Source organism: Ensifer adhaerens, assembly GCF_000697965.2.
Taxonomy (GTDB): domain Bacteria; phylum Pseudomonadota; class Alphaproteobacteria; order Rhizobiales; family Rhizobiaceae; genus Ensifer; species Ensifer adhaerens.
Window position 1 is genome coordinate 2,371,263 of record NZ_CP015880.1, and the last position, 18,033, is coordinate 2,389,295.

At 64.6% G+C, this 18,033-nt stretch carries 18 protein-coding genes; 14 read left to right on the plus strand and 4 right to left on the minus strand.

Features of this window, described 5'->3' with window-relative positions; genetic code table 11:
• Positions 1 to 33 precede the first annotated feature (33 nt).
• Complete coding sequence (locus FA04_RS11455) at positions 34 to 1,485, plus strand: LuxR C-terminal-related transcriptional regulator (RefSeq protein WP_034792124.1); 1,452 nt, start codon at positions 34 to 36, stop codon at positions 1,483 to 1,485.
• Between the two features lie 9 nt (positions 1,486 to 1,494).
• Here FA04_RS11455 and FA04_RS11460 read toward each other — a convergent pair whose 3' ends face one another.
• Both FA04_RS11460 and FA04_RS11465 read right to left on the minus strand, forming a co-directional pair.
• Positions 1,495 to 1,836, minus strand: a complete 342-nt coding sequence (locus tag FA04_RS11460; RefSeq protein ID WP_034792122.1) for a PAAR domain-containing protein — start codon at positions 1,834 to 1,836, stop codon at positions 1,495 to 1,497.
• Positions 1,837 to 1,890: 54 nt separating this feature from the next.
• Complete coding sequence (locus FA04_RS11465; RefSeq protein ID WP_029742607.1) at positions 1,891 to 2,685, minus strand: helix-turn-helix domain-containing protein; 795 nt, start codon at positions 2,683 to 2,685, stop codon at positions 1,891 to 1,893.
• 162 nt (positions 2,686 to 2,847) lie between these two features.
• Here FA04_RS11465 and FA04_RS11470 point away from each other — a divergent pair, with 162 nt between their 5' ends.
• From FA04_RS11470 to FA04_RS11500, 7 genes are all read left to right on the plus strand, one after another.
• Positions 2,848 to 4,452 carry an ABC transporter substrate-binding protein gene (locus tag FA04_RS11470; protein ID WP_051659243.1) on the plus strand — a complete coding sequence of 535 codons (1,605 nt, stop codon included), beginning with the start codon at positions 2,848 to 2,850 and terminating at the stop codon, positions 4,450 to 4,452.
• Between the two features lie 74 nt (positions 4,453 to 4,526).
• Complete coding sequence (locus tag FA04_RS11475; RefSeq protein WP_034792119.1) at positions 4,527 to 6,521, plus strand: CocE/NonD family hydrolase; 1,995 nt, start codon at positions 4,527 to 4,529, stop codon at positions 6,519 to 6,521.
• Positions 6,522 to 6,623: 102 nt separating this feature from the next.
• Entirely contained in the window at positions 6,624 to 7,118 is a 495-nt protein-coding gene (locus FA04_RS11480; protein ID WP_034792117.1) for an HPP family protein, read from the plus strand.
• A complete protein-coding gene (locus FA04_RS11485; RefSeq protein WP_034792115.1) occupies positions 7,115 to 7,678 on the plus strand; it encodes a TetR/AcrR family transcriptional regulator in 564 nt (187 codons plus the stop codon). The genes FA04_RS11480 and FA04_RS11485 overlap by 4 nt, the downstream gene beginning before the upstream one ends.
• 159 nt (positions 7,679 to 7,837) lie before the next feature.
• Complete coding sequence (locus FA04_RS11490) at positions 7,838 to 8,302, plus strand: SRPBCC family protein (protein WP_034792113.1); 465 nt, start codon at positions 7,838 to 7,840, stop codon at positions 8,300 to 8,302.
• Complete coding sequence (locus FA04_RS11495; protein WP_051659242.1) at positions 8,295 to 9,893, plus strand: MFS transporter; 1,599 nt, start codon at positions 8,295 to 8,297, stop codon at positions 9,891 to 9,893. Before FA04_RS11490 ends, FA04_RS11495 begins: the two co-directional genes overlap by 8 nt.
• 112 nt (positions 9,894 to 10,005) lie before the next feature.
• The gene (locus FA04_RS11500) at positions 10,006 to 10,425 is read left to right on the plus strand and encodes a GFA family protein (protein ID WP_034792111.1); all 420 of its coding nucleotides are present in this window, start codon (positions 10,006 to 10,008) and stop codon (positions 10,423 to 10,425) included.
• 14 nt (positions 10,426 to 10,439) lie between these two features.
• On the opposite strand, the gene FA04_RS11505 is transcribed toward FA04_RS11500, so the two are convergent.
• Positions 10,440 to 10,841, minus strand: a complete 402-nt coding sequence (locus tag FA04_RS11505) for an ACT domain-containing protein (protein WP_034792109.1) — start codon at positions 10,839 to 10,841, stop codon at positions 10,440 to 10,442.
• A 156-nt stretch (positions 10,842 to 10,997) separates the two neighbouring features.
• On the opposite strand from FA04_RS11505, the gene msrA reads away from it, so the two are divergent.
• The gene (msrA, locus tag FA04_RS11510) at positions 10,998 to 11,717 is read left to right on the plus strand and encodes a peptide-methionine (S)-S-oxide reductase MsrA (protein ID WP_034792106.1); all 720 of its coding nucleotides are present in this window, start codon (positions 10,998 to 11,000) and stop codon (positions 11,715 to 11,717) included.
• Positions 11,718 to 11,747: 30 nt separating this feature from the next.
• Here the strand turns inward: msrA and FA04_RS11515 are convergent, their stop codons facing one another.
• Positions 11,748 to 12,647: an alpha/beta hydrolase gene (locus tag FA04_RS11515; RefSeq protein ID WP_082572780.1), complete on the minus strand. Its 900-nt coding sequence runs from the start codon at positions 12,645 to 12,647 to the stop codon at positions 11,748 to 11,750.
• A 179-nt stretch (positions 12,648 to 12,826) separates the two neighbouring features.
• On the opposite strand from FA04_RS11515, the gene FA04_RS11520 reads away from it, so the two are divergent.
• The 5 genes from FA04_RS11520 to FA04_RS11540 all read left to right on the plus strand — a co-directional run bounded on the left by FA04_RS11520 (position 12,827) and on the right by FA04_RS11540 (position 18,021).
• Positions 12,827 to 13,735, plus strand: a complete 909-nt coding sequence (locus FA04_RS11520; RefSeq protein WP_029742595.1) for a LysR family transcriptional regulator — start codon at positions 12,827 to 12,829, stop codon at positions 13,733 to 13,735.
• Between the two features lie 183 nt (positions 13,736 to 13,918).
• A complete protein-coding gene (locus FA04_RS11525) occupies positions 13,919 to 15,079 on the plus strand; it encodes an ABC transporter substrate-binding protein (protein WP_034792104.1) in 1,161 nt (386 codons plus the stop codon).
• A gap of 194 nt (positions 15,080 to 15,273) precedes the next feature.
• Positions 15,274 to 16,272: an ABC transporter ATP-binding protein gene (locus tag FA04_RS11530; RefSeq protein WP_029742593.1), complete on the plus strand. Its 999-nt coding sequence runs from the start codon at positions 15,274 to 15,276 to the stop codon at positions 16,270 to 16,272.
• Entirely contained in the window at positions 16,269 to 17,219 is a 951-nt protein-coding gene (locus FA04_RS11535) for an ABC transporter permease (protein WP_034792101.1), read from the plus strand. The genes FA04_RS11530 and FA04_RS11535 overlap by 4 nt, the downstream gene beginning before the upstream one ends.
• Positions 17,209 to 18,021 carry an ABC transporter permease gene (locus FA04_RS11540; protein ID WP_034792091.1) on the plus strand — a complete coding sequence of 271 codons (813 nt, stop codon included), beginning with the start codon at positions 17,209 to 17,211 and terminating at the stop codon, positions 18,019 to 18,021. Before FA04_RS11535 ends, FA04_RS11540 begins: the two co-directional genes overlap by 11 nt.
• Positions 18,022 to 18,033 lie beyond the last annotated feature (12 nt).

The following is an 18,033-nucleotide window of genomic DNA, read 5'->3' on the forward strand; positions in this document are numbered from 1 at the left end:
GAAAACGGCCCGGTCAGATGGCAGGAAGCAGCCATGAACCGTATCCCGACACCACAGGTCGCCACCGAAGCCTTGTCAGACCGCGAGCGCGCCGTGGCCGAGCGTTTTGCCGCCGGCCTGACCTATCGCGAAATCGGCGGGGCGCTGTTTATCGCGCCGTCGACGGTGCGCACGCATCTGGCGACGATCTACGGCAAGCTCGGCGTTCGCAACAAGATCGAGCTTGCCGCCTCGGTCGCGCAGATGGTGGCCGGCAGGACGGCGACCGAGGCGGTCGCGCCGTTGCGCGACGCCGAGCCCGCCTCGCCGACGCTCGCCGTCTTTCCCATTGAAAGCCTCAATCCGGAGGAGCGCTGGCGCCGTTTCGCCGACGGGCTGTCATCCGACATCTGCGTCGATCTCGCGCGCTTCGCCGATCTGCCCGTGATCGCCTTCCACACAATGAAGCTGCTCGGCAACCGGCCGGAAAGCTTCGAAGACCACGTCCAGGCGGTCGGCGCCACCTATGCCATCACCGGGCAGCTGCGCGCGGACGACCGGCGGGTCCGCCTGACGATCCAGCTTTCCGATACCCGCACCGGCATGACGCTCTGGAGCGAGCGCTACGAGCGCACGATGGAGGACGTGCTGACGCTGCAGGACAGCCTCACCGAAAGCGTCATCAACGTGCTCGCCGGCTGCTTCGGCACGCTGGCCGCCATCGGCCGCAAGGCGAGCCGGCAAAAGCCGCCGGGCAGCCTGCAAGCCTATGACTACTTCCTGCTGGGCGTCGAACAGCACAATCGCTTCAGCCCCGATGGCAACGCCGCCGCCATGCAATTGCTGACGCGCTCGATCGAGCTCGATCCGGGGCGGGCGCGCGCCTGGACCGAACTTGCCTATGCCCATTCCATCCAGGCGGCGAACGGCTTCGGCGACGACCTCGAAAGCGCAAGAAAGAACTGGCGCAGCGCCGCCGAGGAGGCGCTGCGGCTCGATCCGACGGATCCGGCCGGCCATACCTGTATCGGCGATTTCAAAGCCTGCATCGGTGATCTGGCGGGTGCCGCCGAGGCCCACGCCCGGGCGCTCGAATATGGCAGGAACAACGCCGATACGCTGGCGCTGCTCGCGGGAGCCAAGGCCCTGATCGTCGGCGATCCCGCCGACGGGATTCCCTTCATCGAGCGCGCCCTCTCGCTCAACCCGCTCGGCCCTCCCTGGTACCACGGCATGTTCGCGCGCGTTCTCTTCGTCGTCGGGCGCTATCGCGCGTGCTTGTCCGCGCTTGAAAAGAGTTCGCAGGAATCGCCGAACACACTGATGTTCCAGGCGATGGCACACGCGTACCTTGGCGAGATGGAGGAAGCGGCAGAGGTCGTATCGCGGCTGCAAACCCAGTTCCCGTCGTTCACGGTCGAGGGCTTCATTGCCGGCTATCCCATCTCCAATCCGCCGGCGCTTTCGGCCGTTCGGGAGGGTGCCCGGTTGGCCAGGCTCGTCTGACGATAGCTGTCACTTCTGCCGGCAATCGACGTCGCCCACCCTCTGCGCCGCCTCGCCTTCGAAGGTCACCGTCGCCTCGCCCTTGGCCGAGCAGTCGCCCTTTTCGCCGCTGCCGGCGCGGAAGTGCACCACCGGCTGGCCTTCGACCATGATGCTCGGCACCACCTCGTAGAGTTCCGGCGGGCAATTGGCGACATCGGAAAGCCTGAGCGCCGGCTGCCCGCCGATCATCACGCTGGACGCACCCGAAAGCGCACAGGACGGGATCAGCGCCCGTGCCTCCTCGGCCTTTGCCGGTGACATCGGCAATGCGAAGCAAAGGCAGGCGATAGCGGCCAAAGCAGATTTCATGATCCCCTCCTCGATCGGTGCGTTCGGCGAAACCTACCACATGGCGACGCCGCCTCAATATTCGGTCGGCACGGTCAAGAGCTCGGCATCGGGCGTATCGAGGAAGGCTCGCACCGTCTGCGGCAGGTGCCGCGAGCCGAAGGACAGCACGCCGCAGCGTGAGAGCATCTGCCGCAGATCCGGCTGCGCCCCGAGCGAGCGCCAGATCATCCGGGACGCGTAAGGCAGGTTTTCCTTGCGCCAGGAGACCCCCATGGTGGTGCCGCGCAGATAGACCCGCTGATGCACTTCGAACGGCAGAAGGATGGTCTGCGCCAGCATCGGCTCGCGCCCGATGCTGCGCTCGGCGATGAAGATGCGGTTTCGCCAGAGAGTGACGAGGCCGACATATTTTGAGAACTGCTGGATCTCGTTTGCGGGATCGCGGATGCGCTCGATCGATTTCACCCGGATCGAGCCTGCCTCCTCGTAGATCCGCGCGCAGGAGCAGACGACCAGCCCCGGCCAGGAGAGCGACACGTGATAGGTCTGGTAGTAGCCGACATGGCGCCGGAGGCCCGCGATGTCGCCCGGGAAACCCTCAAGCAGCAGGCCGGCATCCGAGCGGTCCCGATCGGGGCGCGTCATGCGCGCCTCGAACTGTTTGGCCGGCAACGCGAAGTCTTCGGCCGAAAGCCCGAAGAAGCGGGCAATGCGCGCCACATTGTGCGCCGATGGCCGCGCCTCGCCACCGATGTAGCGGTTGAACTGCTGGCGGTTAATGCCGATTTCGCGGCAGATCTGCGAGATCGACCGTCGCGTCGCACAGGCAAACTTGAGATTGGCGGCGAAGATGTCGATGTCCTGCACGATGCTTTTCGAACCCCATTCAACGCGCTTCCAATCCCTGTCGAACAGGAAGCATTCAGGTAGCGTAAAAGAGCGTAAAGAAGCGTCAAGTCGCGAAATTGTGTGCCGGTCGGCAAACGCTAGGTTTTCCCTAACAAGCATCACTCCAAAGGGAACCCTAGAATGACCGAATTCACGAAGCGTCCTGACGGCCTCCTTATCCCCGCGAGCCTTGCCTCGACCGGCCTCAGCCGGCGCGGCTTCCTGGCCGGCACGGCAGCATTGGGCCTTGCGGCCGGTTTCGGCGGCACGCTCGCCGCCACGGACGCAAGGGCTCAGGAGCCGAAGCGTGGCGGCCATCTGAAGCTCGGTCTCAAGGGCGGCGCCACGACGGACTCGCTCGACCCGGCCGCCTATAGCGGTTCCGTTTCCTTCGTCATCGGTCACCTCTGGGGTGATACGCTGGTCGAATCCGACCCGAAGACCGGCGCGCCCCTGCCGGCGCTTGCCGAATCTTGGGAGCCCTCGGCCGATGCGTCCGAGTGGACCTTCAAGATCCGCGGCGACGTGAGCTTCCACGACGGCAGCAAGCTGACCGTTGCCGACGTCGTCGCCACGCTGAAGCGCCATGCGGACGAAGGCTCGAAGTCCGGCGCGCTCGGGCTGATGCGCTCGATCAAGACGATCGAGGAGAAGGCAGGCAGCCTGGTGCTGACGCTCACCGAAGGCAATGCCGACCTGCCGCTGCTTCTGACCGACTATCACCTGATCATCCAGCCGAAGGGCGGCGTCGACAATCCGGCCTCGCCCGTTGGTACCGGCCCCTACAAGCTTGCAAGCTACGAGGCAGGCCTGCGCGCCACCTTCGAGAAGAACGCCGATGACTGGCGCTCGGACCGCGGCTTCGTCGACAGTGTCGAGATCATCGTGATGAACGACACGACGGCGCGCATCGCAGCACTTTCTTCCGGCCAGGTCCACTTCATCAACAACATCGACCCGAAGACCGTGCCGCTCCTGAAGCGCGCCCCGCGCGTCGAGATCCTCAGGACCTCCGGCAAGGGCTTCTACAGCTTCCTGATGCATTGCGACACCGCGCCCTTCGACAACAACGATCTGAGGCTGGCGCTGAAATATGCGGTCGATCGACAGGCGATCCTCGACCGGGTGCTCGGCGGCTTCGGCACGCTCGGCAACGACTATCCCGTCAACGGCAACTATGCGCTGGCACCCGAAGGCATCGAGCAGCGCGCCTATGACCCGGACAAGGCGGCCTTCCACTTCAAGAAGTCCGGCCATGACCGGCCGATCCTGCTGCGCACCTCCGACGCCGCCTTCCCGGGTGCTGCCGACGCCGCGGTGCTCTTCCAGGAAAGCGCCAAGAAGGCGGGCATCGAGATCGAAGTGCGCCGCGAGCCGGAAGACGGCTACTGGACCAATGTCTGGAACGTGCAGCCCTTCTGCGCCTCCTATTGGGGCGGCCGGCCGACGCAGGATTCGCGCTACTCGACCTCCTATCTCTCGACCGCCGAATGGAACGACACCCGCTTCAAGCGTGAAGATTTCGACAAGCTCCTGCTGCAGGCCCGCTCCGAGCTCGACGAGGCCAAGCGCAAGGAAATGTACCACACCATGGCTATGACGGTGCGCGACGAAGGCGGCCTGATCCTGCCCGTCTTCAACGATTACGTGAACGCCGCCTCGGCTTCGCTCAAGGGCTTCGTCGACGACATCGGCAACGATCTCTCGAACGGCTACGTCGGCAGCCGCGTCTGGTTCGACAGCTAAGCCATTGTGACGAAAGCCGGACGCGGGCTCGCGTCCGGCATTTCCCGAGAAAACAAAGAGATCGTTAGAACCACATGTCAGAGCGCGAATTCACAGTCATCGAAAACGAATGGATCCGGCTGAAGGACGGCACCGAGCTTGCCGCCCGCATCTGGATGCCGGCCGGCACGGAGGCCGATCCGGTTCCGGCCGTGCTCGAATACCTGCCCTACCGCAAGCAGGGCGGCACGAGCCTGCGTGACGAATCCACCTATCCTGTCTTTGCCGCCGCCGGCATTGCCGGCGTGCGCGTCGACATCAGAGGCTCCGGCGAAAGCGAAGGCGTGATCGACGGCGAATATACGCCGCGCGAGCTTTCCGACGGTTGCGAGATCGTCGAATGGATCGCCGCCCAGCCCTGGTCAAACGGCAAGGTCGGCATGATGGGCATCTCCTGGGGCGGCTTCAACTGCCTGCAGGTCGCGGCCTTGAAGCCGCCGGCGCTGAAAGCCGTCATCTCCATCGCCTCGACCGTCGACCGCTACAACGACGACATCCACTACAAGAACGGCTGCCACCTCTCCGCCCAGCTGTCCTGGGCGGCGACCATGCTCGGCTACCAGTCGCGCTCGCCGGATCCCGCCATCGTCGGCGACCGTTGGAAGCAGATGTGGATGGAGCGGCTGGAGAAGGAGCCCTTCTTCATGGAGGAATGGCTGGAGCACCAGCGTCGAGACGAATTCTGGCAGCACGGATCGATCTGCGAAGATTTCGACAGGGTTGGGATCCCCGCGCTGGTCATCGCCGGCTGGGCCGACGGCTACCGCAACACGCCCTTGAAGGCGGTCGAAGGCCTTGGGGACAAGGCCAAGGCGCTGATCGGCCCCTGGGTGCACAAGTACCCGCATTTCGCCTTTCCGAAGCCGCGCGCCGATTTCCACGGCGAGGCGATCCGCTGGTGGAACCGCTGGCTGCGCGACGAGGAAAACGGCGCCGAGAACGGGCCACAGGTGCGCGCCTATATTCTCGACGGGCCCCGCCCGTCGCTCCGGCGTGACAGCGATCCCGGCCGCTGGGTGGCGAAGGACGCCTGGGCAACGCCGGAAATGCAGCTCTTCGGCATCTCCCATGACGGCCGGCTGACGCCGTCGGCCGGCGGCACCGGCATCGGCGAGGTCTACCTGAAATCGCCGCTCGATACCGGCACGGCATCCGGCGAGTATTTCACGCTGAAGCCCGATGCCGAAATGGCCGGCGACCAGCGCATCGACGATGCCGGCTCGCTCACCTTCGAGACGGCACCGCTACTGGATGCCGCCGACTATCTCGGCCAGCCAACGCTGACCGTCGACGTCACCTGCCAGGAGCCTACCGCCAATCTCGCCGTGCGCCTCGTCGACGTGCATCCTGACGGTACCGCCACCCGCGTCGCCTTCGGCGTGCTCAACCTTTCGCATCGCGACGGCAACGCCCAGCCGCGCGCCATGGAGCCCGGGCGCAAGACGCGCATCACGCTTACGCTCGATGCCTGCGGCTACCGCTTCCGCGCGGGAAATCGCATCCGGGTGTCGCTCTCGACCTCCTATTGGCCGCTGATCCTTCCCACCCCGACCGATCCGGGCCTTTCGATCGACACAGCAAGCCTCTCGCTCGCCCTTCCCCTGCTCGGCGCCCACAGGGAGATCGCCGTGCCCGAGCCGGAGAACCCCGACCCGCTGCCAAAGTATCGCGAGCTGACGCGCGGTATTTCGAGCCGCACCGTCGAGCGCGACATGACCCACGGCATGACCCATTACCGTATCTACGAGGACACCGGGCTTTCAGAACATCCGGATACGGGCCTTGCCACCCAGGATATCCGCGACGAGACCTGGTCGATCGCACCGGACGACCCCTCGTCGATGATCGGAACCTCGACCTGGACCTGTGTTGCCAAGCGCGAAGGCTGGTCTGTGCGTACCGTCTCGACCTCGACGCTCCACTGCACGAAAAGCGAGTGGATCACCGAGGCGGAGGTCGTCGCCTATGAGGGCGAGACACGGATTTTCGAGAAGCATTTCAAGAAGCGCATCCCCCGCGACTTCATGTGAAGGGCACGGGCGGCCGGTTCCAACGCGCTGCCCCGCCCCCGCATTGACATCTCACACAAGTCATTGTACCAATCGGTAAAGAGTTTACTAATTGGTACAACCATGCGCCATTTCTTCTCGCGTCATCAGCCTCCCGTTCATATCAACCGCGGCTTGATTGCCGGCATCGGCGGCCTCGTCGCCATCGCCGCCGTCGGCGCCCTCACAGGCCTTGTCGGCCACCCCATGTTGATGGCGCCCTTCGGCGCCAGCTGCGTGCTGATCTTTTCCGTCACGGCGAGCCCGCTGTCGCAGCCGGCCAACGTCGTCGGCGGCCACTTCGTTGCCACCCTCGTCGGCCTGATCCTCAGAACCGTCTTTCCGAATGAATGGTGGGCGGTCGCCATCGCCGTCGGCGCGGCGATCGCGCTGATGGCGGCATTGCGCATCACCCATCCGCCGGCAGGCGCCAACCCGCTCGTCGTCTTCGCCGCCGATCCCGGCTTCGAATTCCTGCTCTTCCCGGTGCTGACCGGCTCGCTTATTCTCGTCGCCGTTGGCGCGCTGTTCCACCGTTTCGCCAAGGTCGAGTATCCGCTCGCGAGGAAGCCCGCATGAGCCGCGTCGTCGCTGAGCGAAAGGACGTGATCGCCATGCTTGCGGAAATCTTCCGCGAGCACGGTTATGACGGCACCAGCCTCAGCCTGATCACCGAGAAGACCGGGCTTGGCAAAGGCAGCCTCTACCACTTCTTCCCCGGCGGGAAGGAGGAGATGGCAGAGGCCGTGCTTGGCGATATCGCCGCCTGGTTCCGCACGCACATCTTCGAGCCACTACGCAATGCGGAAGACCCGGCCGCAGCGCTGGACGCGATGTTTGCCGCCGTCGACGGCTACTTCCGCCAGGGCAGACGCCTCTGCCTGATGGGGGTAATCGCCACGAGCGGCGCACACGACCGCTTCGCCCGCGAACTCAACCGCTATTTCTCCGATTGGCGTGCCGATCTATCCGCAACGCTTGAACGCGCCGGCACACCGGCCGCCGAGTGCGACGGCGTTGCCGAGGAAATCGTCGGCGGCATCCAGGGCGCGCTGATCCTTGCCCGAAGCCTCGAGGACCCCGGCGCCTTCGTCCGGGTGCTGGCCCGCCTCAAGGCGCGCCTGCCCGTATCATCGTAAAAGCAAGCGACCACCCTTCCTCCCCCGCCCAAATTGACAAAAATCAGATCGCGGCTTGAGCCTGCCTTGACAATCGCCTTTTCGCACGGATATTAACCGCTAAGTTAAATAACTCTACGGTTAAAGACTGGGCGTATTGGGGCGCCCAGAGGAGGATTCATGACAGCGGCGACCGCAAACGCAGCACGCAAGGATATCAGCCTGGAAATCGTGCGCGACTTCGAGGCGCCGATAAACCTCGTCTTCAAGGTCTGGTCGACGCCGGAGCACCTGTTGCGCTGGTGGGGACCGCAGGACTTCACGCCGCATTCGGTCAACATGGACTTCCGTCCGGGCGGGGCCTGGCGCGCCTGCATCCGCTCGCCCGAAGGCCAGGACTATTGGATGAGCGGCATCTTTCGCGAAGTGCGCGAGCCCGAGAAGCTGGTCTTCACCTTCGCCTGGGACGAAGACGGCGAGCCCGGCAGCGACACGCTGATCACCGTTTCCTTCGCCGATATCGGCGGCAAGACGCGGCTCACCTTCCAGCAAACACCATTCGAGACCGTCGAAGAGCGCGACTCGCACCAGGATGGCTGGGGCGAGTGCCTCGAGCGGCTCAGGGATTACGTCGACCATGTCTGAGATTTCGAACCTTGAAACCGAAAACGCGCCCGGTCCGAAGGCGACCCGGCGCGAATGGATCGGGCTCGCCGTGCTGGCGCTGCCCTGCATGCTCTATTCCATGGACCTGACGGTGCTGAACCTCGCGGTCCCGCAGCTTGCCGAACAGCTCAAGCCCTCGGCCGCCCAGCTTCTCTGGATCATCGATATCTACGGCTTCATGGTCGCAGGCTCGCTGATCACCATGGGCACGCTCGGCGACCGCATCGGCCGCCGGCGCCTGCTGATGATCGGCTCGGTCGCCTTTGGCCTGGCGTCGATCTTCGCCGCCTTCGCCTGGAATGCCGAGACGCTGATCATCGCGCGCGCGGTGCTTGGTGTCACGGCAGCAACGCTTGCGCCCTCCACCCTCTCGCTCATCCGCAACATGTTCCTCGACGACCGCCAGCGCACGTTTGCGATCGGGGTGTGGATCGCCAGCTTCTCGGCCGGCGGCGCCATCGGCCCCGTGGTCGGCGGGCTGATGCTGTCGCAGTTCTGGTGGGGCTCGGTCTTCCTGCTCGCCGTGCCGGTCATGGTGCTGATCCTCATCCTCGGGCCGATCCTCCTGCCGGAATTCCGCGATCCCGAGGCCGGCCGGATCGATCTCGTCAGCGCCGCCCAGTCGCTCGTCGCCGTGCTTTCGGTGATCTACGGCATGAAGCACATCGCCGAGGCCGGGTTCGATACGATCGCAGTCTTCTTCATCCTGCTCGGCATCGTCGTCGCGATCCTGTTTGCGCGGCGCCAGCTTCGTCTCGCCGATCCGCTGATCGATCTGGCGCTGTTCAGGACGCCGGCCTTCAGCGCCGCCCTTGGTGTCAATATCCTCGGTCTCTTCGTCGGCTTCGGCGCTTTCCTGTTCGTCGCGCAATACCTGCAGCTGGTGCTCGGGCTCACGCCCTTCGTCGCCGGTCTCTGGTCGGTGCCGACGGGTGTGGCGATGATCGTCGCCTCGATGACCGTGCCGATGCTTGCCACCCGTTTTGCCGCCTCCAACCTGATTGCGGCGGGCTTCGTGCTGACGGCGATCGGCTTTGCCATCTGCACCCAGGTCGGCACCACAAGCAGCCCGCTTCTCGTCACCACAGGCCTCGTGGTGCTCTGCCTCGGTTTTGCCCCGGTCGGCACGCTGACGACGGATATGATCGTTGGCTCTGCCCCGCCGGAGCGCGCCGGCGCCGCCTCGGCGATCTCGGAGACCAGCTTCGAGTTCGGCGGCGCGCTCGGCATTGCCGTGCTCGGCAGCCTGCTGACCTCGGCCTATCGCGGCCGCATGGACCAGCTGGTGGTCACCGGCCTGCCGGAGGAAACCGTTGCCGCAGCCCGGCAGACGCTCGGCGGAGCGGTCGCGGTGGCTGCCGACCTGCCTCCTGCAGAAGCCGAACGGCTGCTGACGGCGGCGCGCGACGTCTTCACCCAGTCCTTCGCCTTCACCGCCTCGATCTGCGTGCTGCTATCGCTCGGCACCGCACTCATCGCCTTCCTGCTCCTGCGCAAGGCCAGCGATGACGGTGACGGCAAGGCGCAGGTGGCCGCCGATCAGCCGGCGCATTCGGGCAACGCCGGTTAACGGTGCCCGGCGCCAGACGCCGGGCCGGAAACGCAAAGTAGCGCAATATCAAGCGGCGCCGGCCAGATGGCCGGCGGGCGATGATCTGCGTCCAATCCCAGGGAGGAAACCGATGAAGAAGCTCTATCGCGGCAGCTGCCATTGCAGCGCCATCGCCTTCGAATGCCAGCTTGATCTCGCCGAGGGCATCCGCCGCTGCAACTGCTCCTTCTGCGCCAAGACGCGCATGCAGAAGGCCTTTGCGCTGCGCGAAGAATTCGAGATCACGTCAAGCAAGGACCGGCTGACGAGCTACCGGGCCGACAATTCGAGCTGGATCGAGGGCGACGTCGATCATTATTTTTGCAGCCGCTGCGGTGTCCGGCCCTTCTCGCGTGGCTACCACAAGGATTTCATCGGCCATTTCTACGCGGTCAATGTCGCCTGCCTCGATGGTGTCAGCGACGCGGAACTCGCCGAGGCGCCGATCATCTACGAAAACGGCCGCGATGACGACCACTTCAACGCGCCCGCCGACACGCGCTTCATGTGAGCGCACACGGCCAGTCAGGCGACGGTCAGCGCCCGGAGCGCATCGAGCGCTCGCTCGGCATCCGCTTCCGGCACGAAGATGTGGTCATGGTAATAGGCGGCGATCACATTGGCGCTGATGCCCTCGCGCGTCAGCGCTGCCGAAACGGCCGCCGTCAGCCCCACGGCCTCGAGCGCCGAATGCACGTTGAGCGTGATGCGGCGAAGCAGCGGACCATAGGCGAGCCCGGCCTCGTCGGCGGCCGCGCGGGTAACGACCAGGGTCAGCCCCTCGTCCTCGCGATAGGTGGCAAGCGCCTCCAGCGCCTGGTAGCGCGCCTGATCCTGATAGGCGACGGTACAATAGACGTAGGTCTGCGGAAACAGCACCGGGTTCATCGTCGAAAGCAGTTTCGCGAGATCCGTTACTCCGGCCATGTCATCGTCCCTCGTTCTCGACGCCTCGTGCTTGCCCACTGGTATCGGATCGTCACGTTGGCGTGAAGCACGCGATCGCGATTTGACCGTTGCCAATCCCATGAAAACATGAGGTCATCGAACACCGGCGCTGGAGCCGGGCGACGGGAGGACGCGATGGCGCGCAGCAAGTCGGTACAAACCTCTGACAGATCCCTCACAAGATTGACCGCGGCCTTCGCCGCGTTGCTGGCGTTTTCGCCCATCGCCGCCGCCCAGGAGCCGGCCGTCGTCATCCCGCCGCCGTCACTCGACGAGAAGTCATCCGCTTCGACCGAAATCGCCGTCTTTGCCGGCGGCTGTTTCTGGGGCGTGCAGGGCGTCTTCCAGCACCTTAAGGGCGTGAAGAAAGCGGTCTCCGGCTATTCCGGCGGCACCGCGGCAACCGCCGACTACGAGACGGTGAGCGGCGGCAAGACCGGCCATGCGGAGGCGGTGGAAGTGACCTTCGATCCGCGCGACGTCACCTATGGCCGGCTGCTGCAGGTGTTCTTCTCCGTCGCCCACAATCCGACCCAACTCAACTATCAGGGGCCGGATCACGGCCCACAGTATCGATCGGCGCTCTTTACCGTCACCGATGAACAGAAGCGGATCGCCGATGCCTATATAGCCCAGCTCGGCAAATCAGCCGCCTTCCCGGCAAGGATCGTCACGCAGGTTTCGCCCTTCAAGGGCTTCTACGCTGCCGAGGACTATCATCAGGATTTCCTGACGCGAAACCCGACGCACCCCTATATCGTCTACAACGACCTGCCGAAGATCGAGAACTTGAGAACCCTGTTCCCCGAGGCCTTCCAGGCAAATCCGGTGCTGGTGTTCAAGCCGAAGAGCTAGGCCCGCTTCTCAAACGGACACAGCAGGTCGTCAACGCGTTCCGACAAGGACCGCCACGCCTTCCGCCAGCCGGCGAAACCCGTCGCGCGCGCCCTCGCTCATGTGCCGCGCCCTCAGCCACGCATGGATCATCTGCGGCTCCTCGCGGAAGGTGACGTTCACGCCCGCCATGGCAAGCCGCGCCGCATAGAGGCGGGCATCGTCGCGCAAGGGGTCGAAGAAGGCGCCGGTTACATAGCTCGGCGGCAGGCCCGAGAGATCCGTTTCCGCCAGCGGCGCGGCGAAGGGATTGCCCATCGGCGCCTTGAGGATATCGCGATAATAGCTGACATCGGCGGTCGTCAACCCCGGCGCCTCGGCCATGTCGGCATAGGAACCCGACACGAGATCGCCGCCAAGGCCGGGATAGATCAGCACCTGGCCAACGATGCCGGAAAGCCTTTCCGCCCGTGCCTTGAGAACGATGCCAGCCGTGAGATTGCCGCCGGCGCTGTCGCCGGCCACGACGACCGGGCGGCCGTCGGACAGGAGGTGTTGCAGCACGGCGTAGCTGTCGTCAAAGGCAGCCGGCCAGACATGCTCCGGCGCGAGCCGATAATCGACCGAGACCAGCTCGGCCTGAGCGAAATCCGCAAGCTCGGCACAGATCGCATCATGGCTGTCGAGTGAACCGACGACGAAGCCGCCGCCATGGATGTAATAGATGCGCGTTTCGCTCGAGACCTTGGCCGGCCGGTAGCGCCGGGTCGGGATACGGCCGTCGACGAGTTCATCCATGCGCGTCAGCCCGGCCGGGCTCGGCGCATCGAACTCGGCGCAGAGCGCGTCATACCATTTGCGCTGCTGCTCGATCGAGGCGTCGACCGCGTCGGCGGGATAGAAGTCCTCGCAGCGGCGATGAAAGGCGAGGATCCCCTCCTCTGTCGGCATCGGCCGCTTGGTCACCTGATCCACGTCGTCCTCCCTGCAATCCCGAAGTCGCCTGCAGCTTAGCACCGGCGTGCCGGCTCCCTGTCCGAAAACCGACATGACGGGAAAAAATCGGCGGTCGATCCGGTTGCATCGGCCACCCGCTTGCCAGCCCTGCCTCGCACCTATTAACTCTCGCCATGGCCTTCACTTTCAGACAGTTGCAATATTTCGTCGCCGTCGCCGAACAGGGATCTATCACCCGTGCGGCGCAGAACCTCTCGATCTCGCAATCCTCGATCACCGAGGCGATCAAGGAGCTGGAAGGCGATCTCGGCGTCGAGCTCTTCGACCGGCATCCGCGGGGCCTGTCGATCACCCACAACGGCCACCAGTTCCTGCGCCACGCCACCAAGATCCTCTCCAATGTCTCGGACGCCCGCCGCAGCTTTTCCGACAGCCGCGAGGAAACCGGCGGCAAGCTCAACCTCGGCGTCACCTCGCTGGTGGCCGGTTACGTGCTCTCCGATCTGCTGGCGCGATACCGCCGCGCCTGCCCCGGCGTGGAAGTCAGCGCCATCGAGGACAACGGCTCCTATCTCGAACATCTGCTGATCGGCGGCGAGCTCGATGTCGCCGTCATGGTCATCTCCAACCTGCGCGACCGCATGGCGCTGCAGGCGGAGATTTTGGAGACCTCGCCCTATCGCCTGTGGCTGCCGATCGGCCATCCGCTTGTCAGCGCCGACATCATCTCCGTCAGCGATATCGCCAAGGAACCGCTGATCATGCTGACAGTGGACGAAATCGAGGAGAACACCGGCAAGCTTTTGTCCGCACTTGGCGCCCGCCCGCATGTCGCCTTCCGCACCCGCTCGGTCGAAGCGGTGCGCAGCCTGGTGGCGACAGGCGCCGGCATCGCGCTTTTGCCTGACCTCGTCTACCGCCCTTGGTCGCTGGAAGGCGACCGCATCGAGAGCCGCGACGTGTCGGGCGCGCTTCCCGTCGTGCAGGTCGGCATGGTCTGGCGCAAGGGCTCCGGCCTGCCACAATCGGCACGCGATTTCGTCGGTATCGCCGAAGCGCTGAGAAGCGCCAGACCGCGCTAATTCACTAAATTTATTAGTCTTCTCCCGACACTGGCCACACCTTTGGCGTGCCGGTGGGTGACCGATATCGGAAAAACCGAAAGCGACATTCTGTTTAATGAATTTGCGAATACGGTGAAATGAAGGCACGCTTCATCTTGGGAACGAAGCCGCAAAACGCGGCTCAAAACTGGGAGAATTCAGATGAAGCAGATGCTCAAATCCTGCACGGCATTGACCCTGTCGCTCGGCCTTGTCGCCCCGGCCTTCGCGCAGGAGCCGCTGAAGGAACTCGGCAAGGGCGAAGGCGAACTCTCCATCGTCGCCTGGGCCGGCTACATCGAGCGCGGCGAGACCGACAAGGCCTATGACTGGGTCACGGATTTCGAAAAGCAGACCGGCTGCAAGGTCTCGGTCAAGACCGCCGCCACCTCGGACGAAATGGTGGCGCTGATGAACGAAGGCGGCTTCGACCTTGTCACCGCCTCGGGCGACGCCTCGCTGCGCCTCGTCGCCGGCAAGCGCGTCCAGCCGATCAACACCGATCTCATCCCGAGCTGGAAGACGATCGACGAGCGCATGCAGAACGCGCCCTGGTACACAGTCAATGGTGTCCACTACGGCACGCCCTACGTCTGGGGCCCGAACGTGCTGATGTACAACAAGGACGCCTTCAAGGGCGAAGCGCCGAAGAGCTGGAACGTCGTCTTCGAGGAAATGAACCTGCCCGACGGCAAATCCAACAAGGGCCGCGTCCAGGCCTATGACGGCCCGATCCATGTGGCCGACGCTGCCAACTACCTGATGAAGCACAAGCCGGAACTCGGCATCAAGGACCCCTACGAAATCAATGAAGACCAGTACAAGGCAGCGCTCGAGCTGCTGCGCGGCCAGCGCAAGATCGTCGGCCGCTACTGGCACGACGCAATGATCCAGATCGACGACTTCAAGAACGAAGGCGTCGTCGCCTCCGGCTCCTGGCCGTTCCAGGTCAACCTGATGGAAGCCGAGAAGCTGCCGATCGCCTCGACCATTCCGGAAGAAGGCGTGACCGGATGGGCCGACACCACCATGCTGCACGCCGACAGCCAGCATCCGAACTGCGCCTATATGTGGATGGAGCACTCGCTGTCGCCGAAGGTCCAGGGCGACGTCTCCGCCTGGTTCGGCGCCAACCCGTCGGTCGGTGCGGCCTGCAAGGGCAACGAACTCTTGACCGACGCCGGCTGCAAGACCAACGGCTACGAGGACTTCGACAAGGTCAAGTTCTGGAAGACGCCGGTGACGAAGTGTGAAAGCCAGGGCGAATGCGTGCCCTATCACCGCTGGGTCTCCGACTATATCGGCGTGATCGGCGGCCGCTAAGCCGTCAGACCTATCGCAAGCATTTGCCCCTCACCCTGACCCTCTCCCCGCACGCGGGGAGAGGGAACGCCCCCGGCCAAACCGTAGGGCGTGAACTTGAGGCAAGACGCCCGCCGCACGTCCCCTTCGCCCCGCCTGCGGGGCGAAGGTGCCCGGCAGGGCGGATGAGGGGCCACATTTCCCGGAGCCATACAATGACCACCGCCGTTCTCTTCGACAATGTTTCCCGCCACTTCGGCGCCGTGCGCGCCGTTGATGGCGTGAACCTCGAGATTGCCGAGGGCGAGTTCTTCGCCATGCTCGGCCCCTCAGGCTCCGGCAAGACCACCTGCCTGCGCCTGATGGCCGGCTTCGAGCAGCCGACCGGCGGCCATATCGAGATCTTCGGCGAAACGGCGGAGGGCGTGCCGCCCTATCGCCGCAGCGTCAACACCGTCTTCCAGGACTACGCGCTCTTCCCGCACCTCTCGATCCTCGACAACGTCGCCTATGGGCTGATGGTCAAGGGTGTCGGCCGCGAGGAGCGCCGCAAGGCGGCCGAGGACGCACTCGCCATGGTCAAGCTGCCGGGCTATGGCACCCGCCGTCCCGGGCAACTCTCCGGCGGCCAGCGCCAGCGCGTGGCGCTCGCCCGGGCACTTGTCAACAAGCCCAAGGTGTTGCTCCTCGACGAGCCGCTCGGCGCGCTCGATCTGAAGCTGCGCGAGCAGATGCAGGAGGAACTGAAGAGCCTGCAGAAGTCGCTCGGCATCACCTTCGTCTTCGTCACCCACGACCAGGGCGAGGCGTTGTCGATGGCCGACCGCATCGCCGTCTTCAACGATGGCCGCATCCAGCAGCTTGGCAGCCCGGAAGACGTCTACAAGCAGCCGAAGACGCGGTTTGTCGCAGATTTCGTCGGCTCGTCCAACGTGCTGCCGCAAAAGCTCTGCCAGCGGCTCGGGCTGAAGGCACCCTTTGCGAGCCTGCGTCCCGAAGCGATCGTCCTCGCCCAGCCGGTAGATGGCGCGCTCAGCCTCTCGGGCACCGTCTCGGCCCATAGCTTCCTCGGTGCCGTCAACCGTGTCGTCGTCGATGTCGATGGCGCCCGCGTCGCGGTCGCCAGCCCCGCAGCGCTCGCCGTGCCCGCGCTCGGCAGCCCCGTCACCATCAGCTTTGCCGCAAACGAGCTGCACCCGATGGAGGACGCATGACCGCCTTTGCCGAACCCCTCGTTCTGCCTGAACGCCGAGGCCCCGCCGGCCGCCTGTCGGACTTCTTCTGGAAGCACCCGCATCTGCTTCTGTTGATCATGCTCGCCCCGCCGCTGCTCTGGCTCGGCGTCGTTTATCTCGGCTCGCTGTTTGCGCTTCTGCTCCAGAGCTTCTTCTCGATCGACGATTTCTCGGGCCTGATCAACTACGAGTTCACGCTCGCGACCTATCGCCAACTGCTCAGCGAAACCAATCTCGACATTATCCTGCGCACCGTGCTGATGGCGGCGACCGTCACCGTCGCTTCCGCCGTCATCGCCTTCCCGATCGCCTATTACGCCGCGCGCTACGCACAGGGGAAATGGAAGGTGCTCTTCTATCTCGGCGTGATGCTGCCGCTCTGGTCGAGCTATCTGGTCAAGATCTATGCCTGGAAGCTGATTTTGGCCAAGGAGGGCATCCTCACCTGGTTCTTCGAAAAGCTGCATCTCATGTGGCTGCTCGACGGCTGGCTGTCGCTACCCGTGGTCGGCGGCAACTCGCTCTCGGTCAGCTATACCGGCACCTTCATCGTCTTCGTCTATGTCTGGCTGCCCTTCATGATCCTGCCGATCCAGGCAGCGCTGGAGCGCGTGCCCGGCAACCTGATCGAGGCCTCCTCCGATCTCGGCGGCACGCCGGCCCAGACCTTCCGCCACGTGCTCTTTCCGCTGGCCCTGCCCGGCATTGTCGCCGGCTCGATCTTCACGTTCTCGCTGACGCTCGGCGACTACATCATCCCGCAGATCGTCGGCTCGTCGCGCCTCTTCATTGGCCAGGCCGTCTATGCCCAGCAGGGCACGGCCGGCAACATCCCGCTGGCCGCCGCATTCACGGTCGTCCCGATCGTCATCATGGGCGCGTACCTCTTCGTCGCCAAACGCATGGGAGCCTTCGATGCGCTCTGAACGAAACCGCTCACCGATGGGCCTGAAGATTGCGGCCGCCGCCGGCCTCGCCTTCCTGCACCTGCCGATCCTCCTGATCTTCCTCTATGCCTTCACGACGGAGGAAAAGAGCTATCAGTTCCCGCCGCCGGGGCTGACGACGCAGTGGTTCGCCGTTGCCTGGAACCGGCCCGACGTCTGGGCGGCGCTAACGCTTTCGGTCAAGGTCGCCTCAATCGCAACCGCGGTCGCGCTGGTGCTCGGCACGCTCTGCGCCGCAGCCGTCAGCCAGACGCGCTTCTTCGGCCGCGAGACGGTCTCGCTGCTCGTCATCCTGCCGATCGCGTTGCCCGGCATCATCACCGGCATTGCGCTGCGCTCCGCCTTCTCGATGGCCGATATTCCGTTTTCCTTCTGGACCATCGTGCTCGGCCACGCGACCTTCTGCATCGTCGTCGTCTACAACAATGCGGTCGCCCGCTTCCGGCGGATTTCCGGCTCGCTGATCGAGGCCTCGATGGACCTTGGCGCCGACGGCTTCCAGACCTTCCGCTACATCATCCTGCCCAACATCGGCACGGCTCTGCTTGCCGGAGGCATGCTCGCCTTCGCGCTCTCCTTCGACGAGGTGATCGTCACCACCTTCACTGCCGGCCAGCAGTCCACGCTGCCGATCTGGATGCTCGAAGAGCTGATCCGCCCGCGCCAGCGCCCGGTGACCAATGTGGTTGCCATGGTCGTGGTGCTCGTCACTTTCCTGCCGATCCTCGGCGCCTACTACCTCACCCGCGACGGCGACCAGATCGCCGGCGCCGGCAAATAACTCGACTATCAA

Bases quoted from the DNA above. Each gene is read 5' to 3' on its own strand.
- FA04_RS11455 (WP_034792124.1), top strand. From the start codon at position 34: ATGAACCGTATCCCGACACCACAGGTCGCCACCGAAGCCTTGTCAGAC.
- FA04_RS11460 (WP_034792122.1), bottom strand. From the start codon at position 1,836: ATGAAATCTGCTTTGGCCGCTATCGCCTGCCTTTGCTTCGCATTGCCG.
- FA04_RS11470 (WP_051659243.1), top strand. From the start codon at position 2,848: ATGACCGAATTCACGAAGCGTCCTGACGGCCTCCTTATCCCCGCGAGC.
- FA04_RS11475 (WP_034792119.1), top strand. From the start codon at position 4,527: ATGTCAGAGCGCGAATTCACAGTCATCGAAAACGAATGGATCCGGCTG.
- FA04_RS11480 (WP_034792117.1), top strand. From the start codon at position 6,624: ATGCGCCATTTCTTCTCGCGTCATCAGCCTCCCGTTCATATCAACCGC.
- FA04_RS11485 (WP_034792115.1), top strand. From the start codon at position 7,115: ATGAGCCGCGTCGTCGCTGAGCGAAAGGACGTGATCGCCATGCTTGCG.
- FA04_RS11490 (WP_034792113.1), top strand. From the start codon at position 7,838: ATGACAGCGGCGACCGCAAACGCAGCACGCAAGGATATCAGCCTGGAA.
- FA04_RS11495 (WP_051659242.1), top strand. From the start codon at position 8,295: ATGTCTGAGATTTCGAACCTTGAAACCGAAAACGCGCCCGGTCCGAAG.
- FA04_RS11500 (WP_034792111.1), top strand. From the start codon at position 10,006: ATGAAGAAGCTCTATCGCGGCAGCTGCCATTGCAGCGCCATCGCCTTC.
- FA04_RS11505 (WP_034792109.1), bottom strand. From the start codon at position 10,841: ATGGCCGGAGTAACGGATCTCGCGAAACTGCTTTCGACGATGAACCCG.
- msrA (WP_034792106.1), top strand. From the start codon at position 10,998: ATGGCGCGCAGCAAGTCGGTACAAACCTCTGACAGATCCCTCACAAGA.
- FA04_RS11515 (WP_082572780.1), bottom strand. From the start codon at position 12,647: ATGCCGACAGAGGAGGGGATCCTCGCCTTTCATCGCCGCTGCGAGGAC.
- FA04_RS11520 (WP_029742595.1), top strand. From the start codon at position 12,827: ATGGCCTTCACTTTCAGACAGTTGCAATATTTCGTCGCCGTCGCCGAA.
- FA04_RS11525 (WP_034792104.1), top strand. From the start codon at position 13,919: ATGAAGCAGATGCTCAAATCCTGCACGGCATTGACCCTGTCGCTCGGC.
- FA04_RS11530 (WP_029742593.1), top strand. From the start codon at position 15,274: ATGACCACCGCCGTTCTCTTCGACAATGTTTCCCGCCACTTCGGCGCC.
- FA04_RS11535 (WP_034792101.1), top strand. From the start codon at position 16,269: ATGACCGCCTTTGCCGAACCCCTCGTTCTGCCTGAACGCCGAGGCCCC.
- FA04_RS11540 (WP_034792091.1), top strand. From the start codon at position 17,209: ATGCGCTCTGAACGAAACCGCTCACCGATGGGCCTGAAGATTGCGGCC.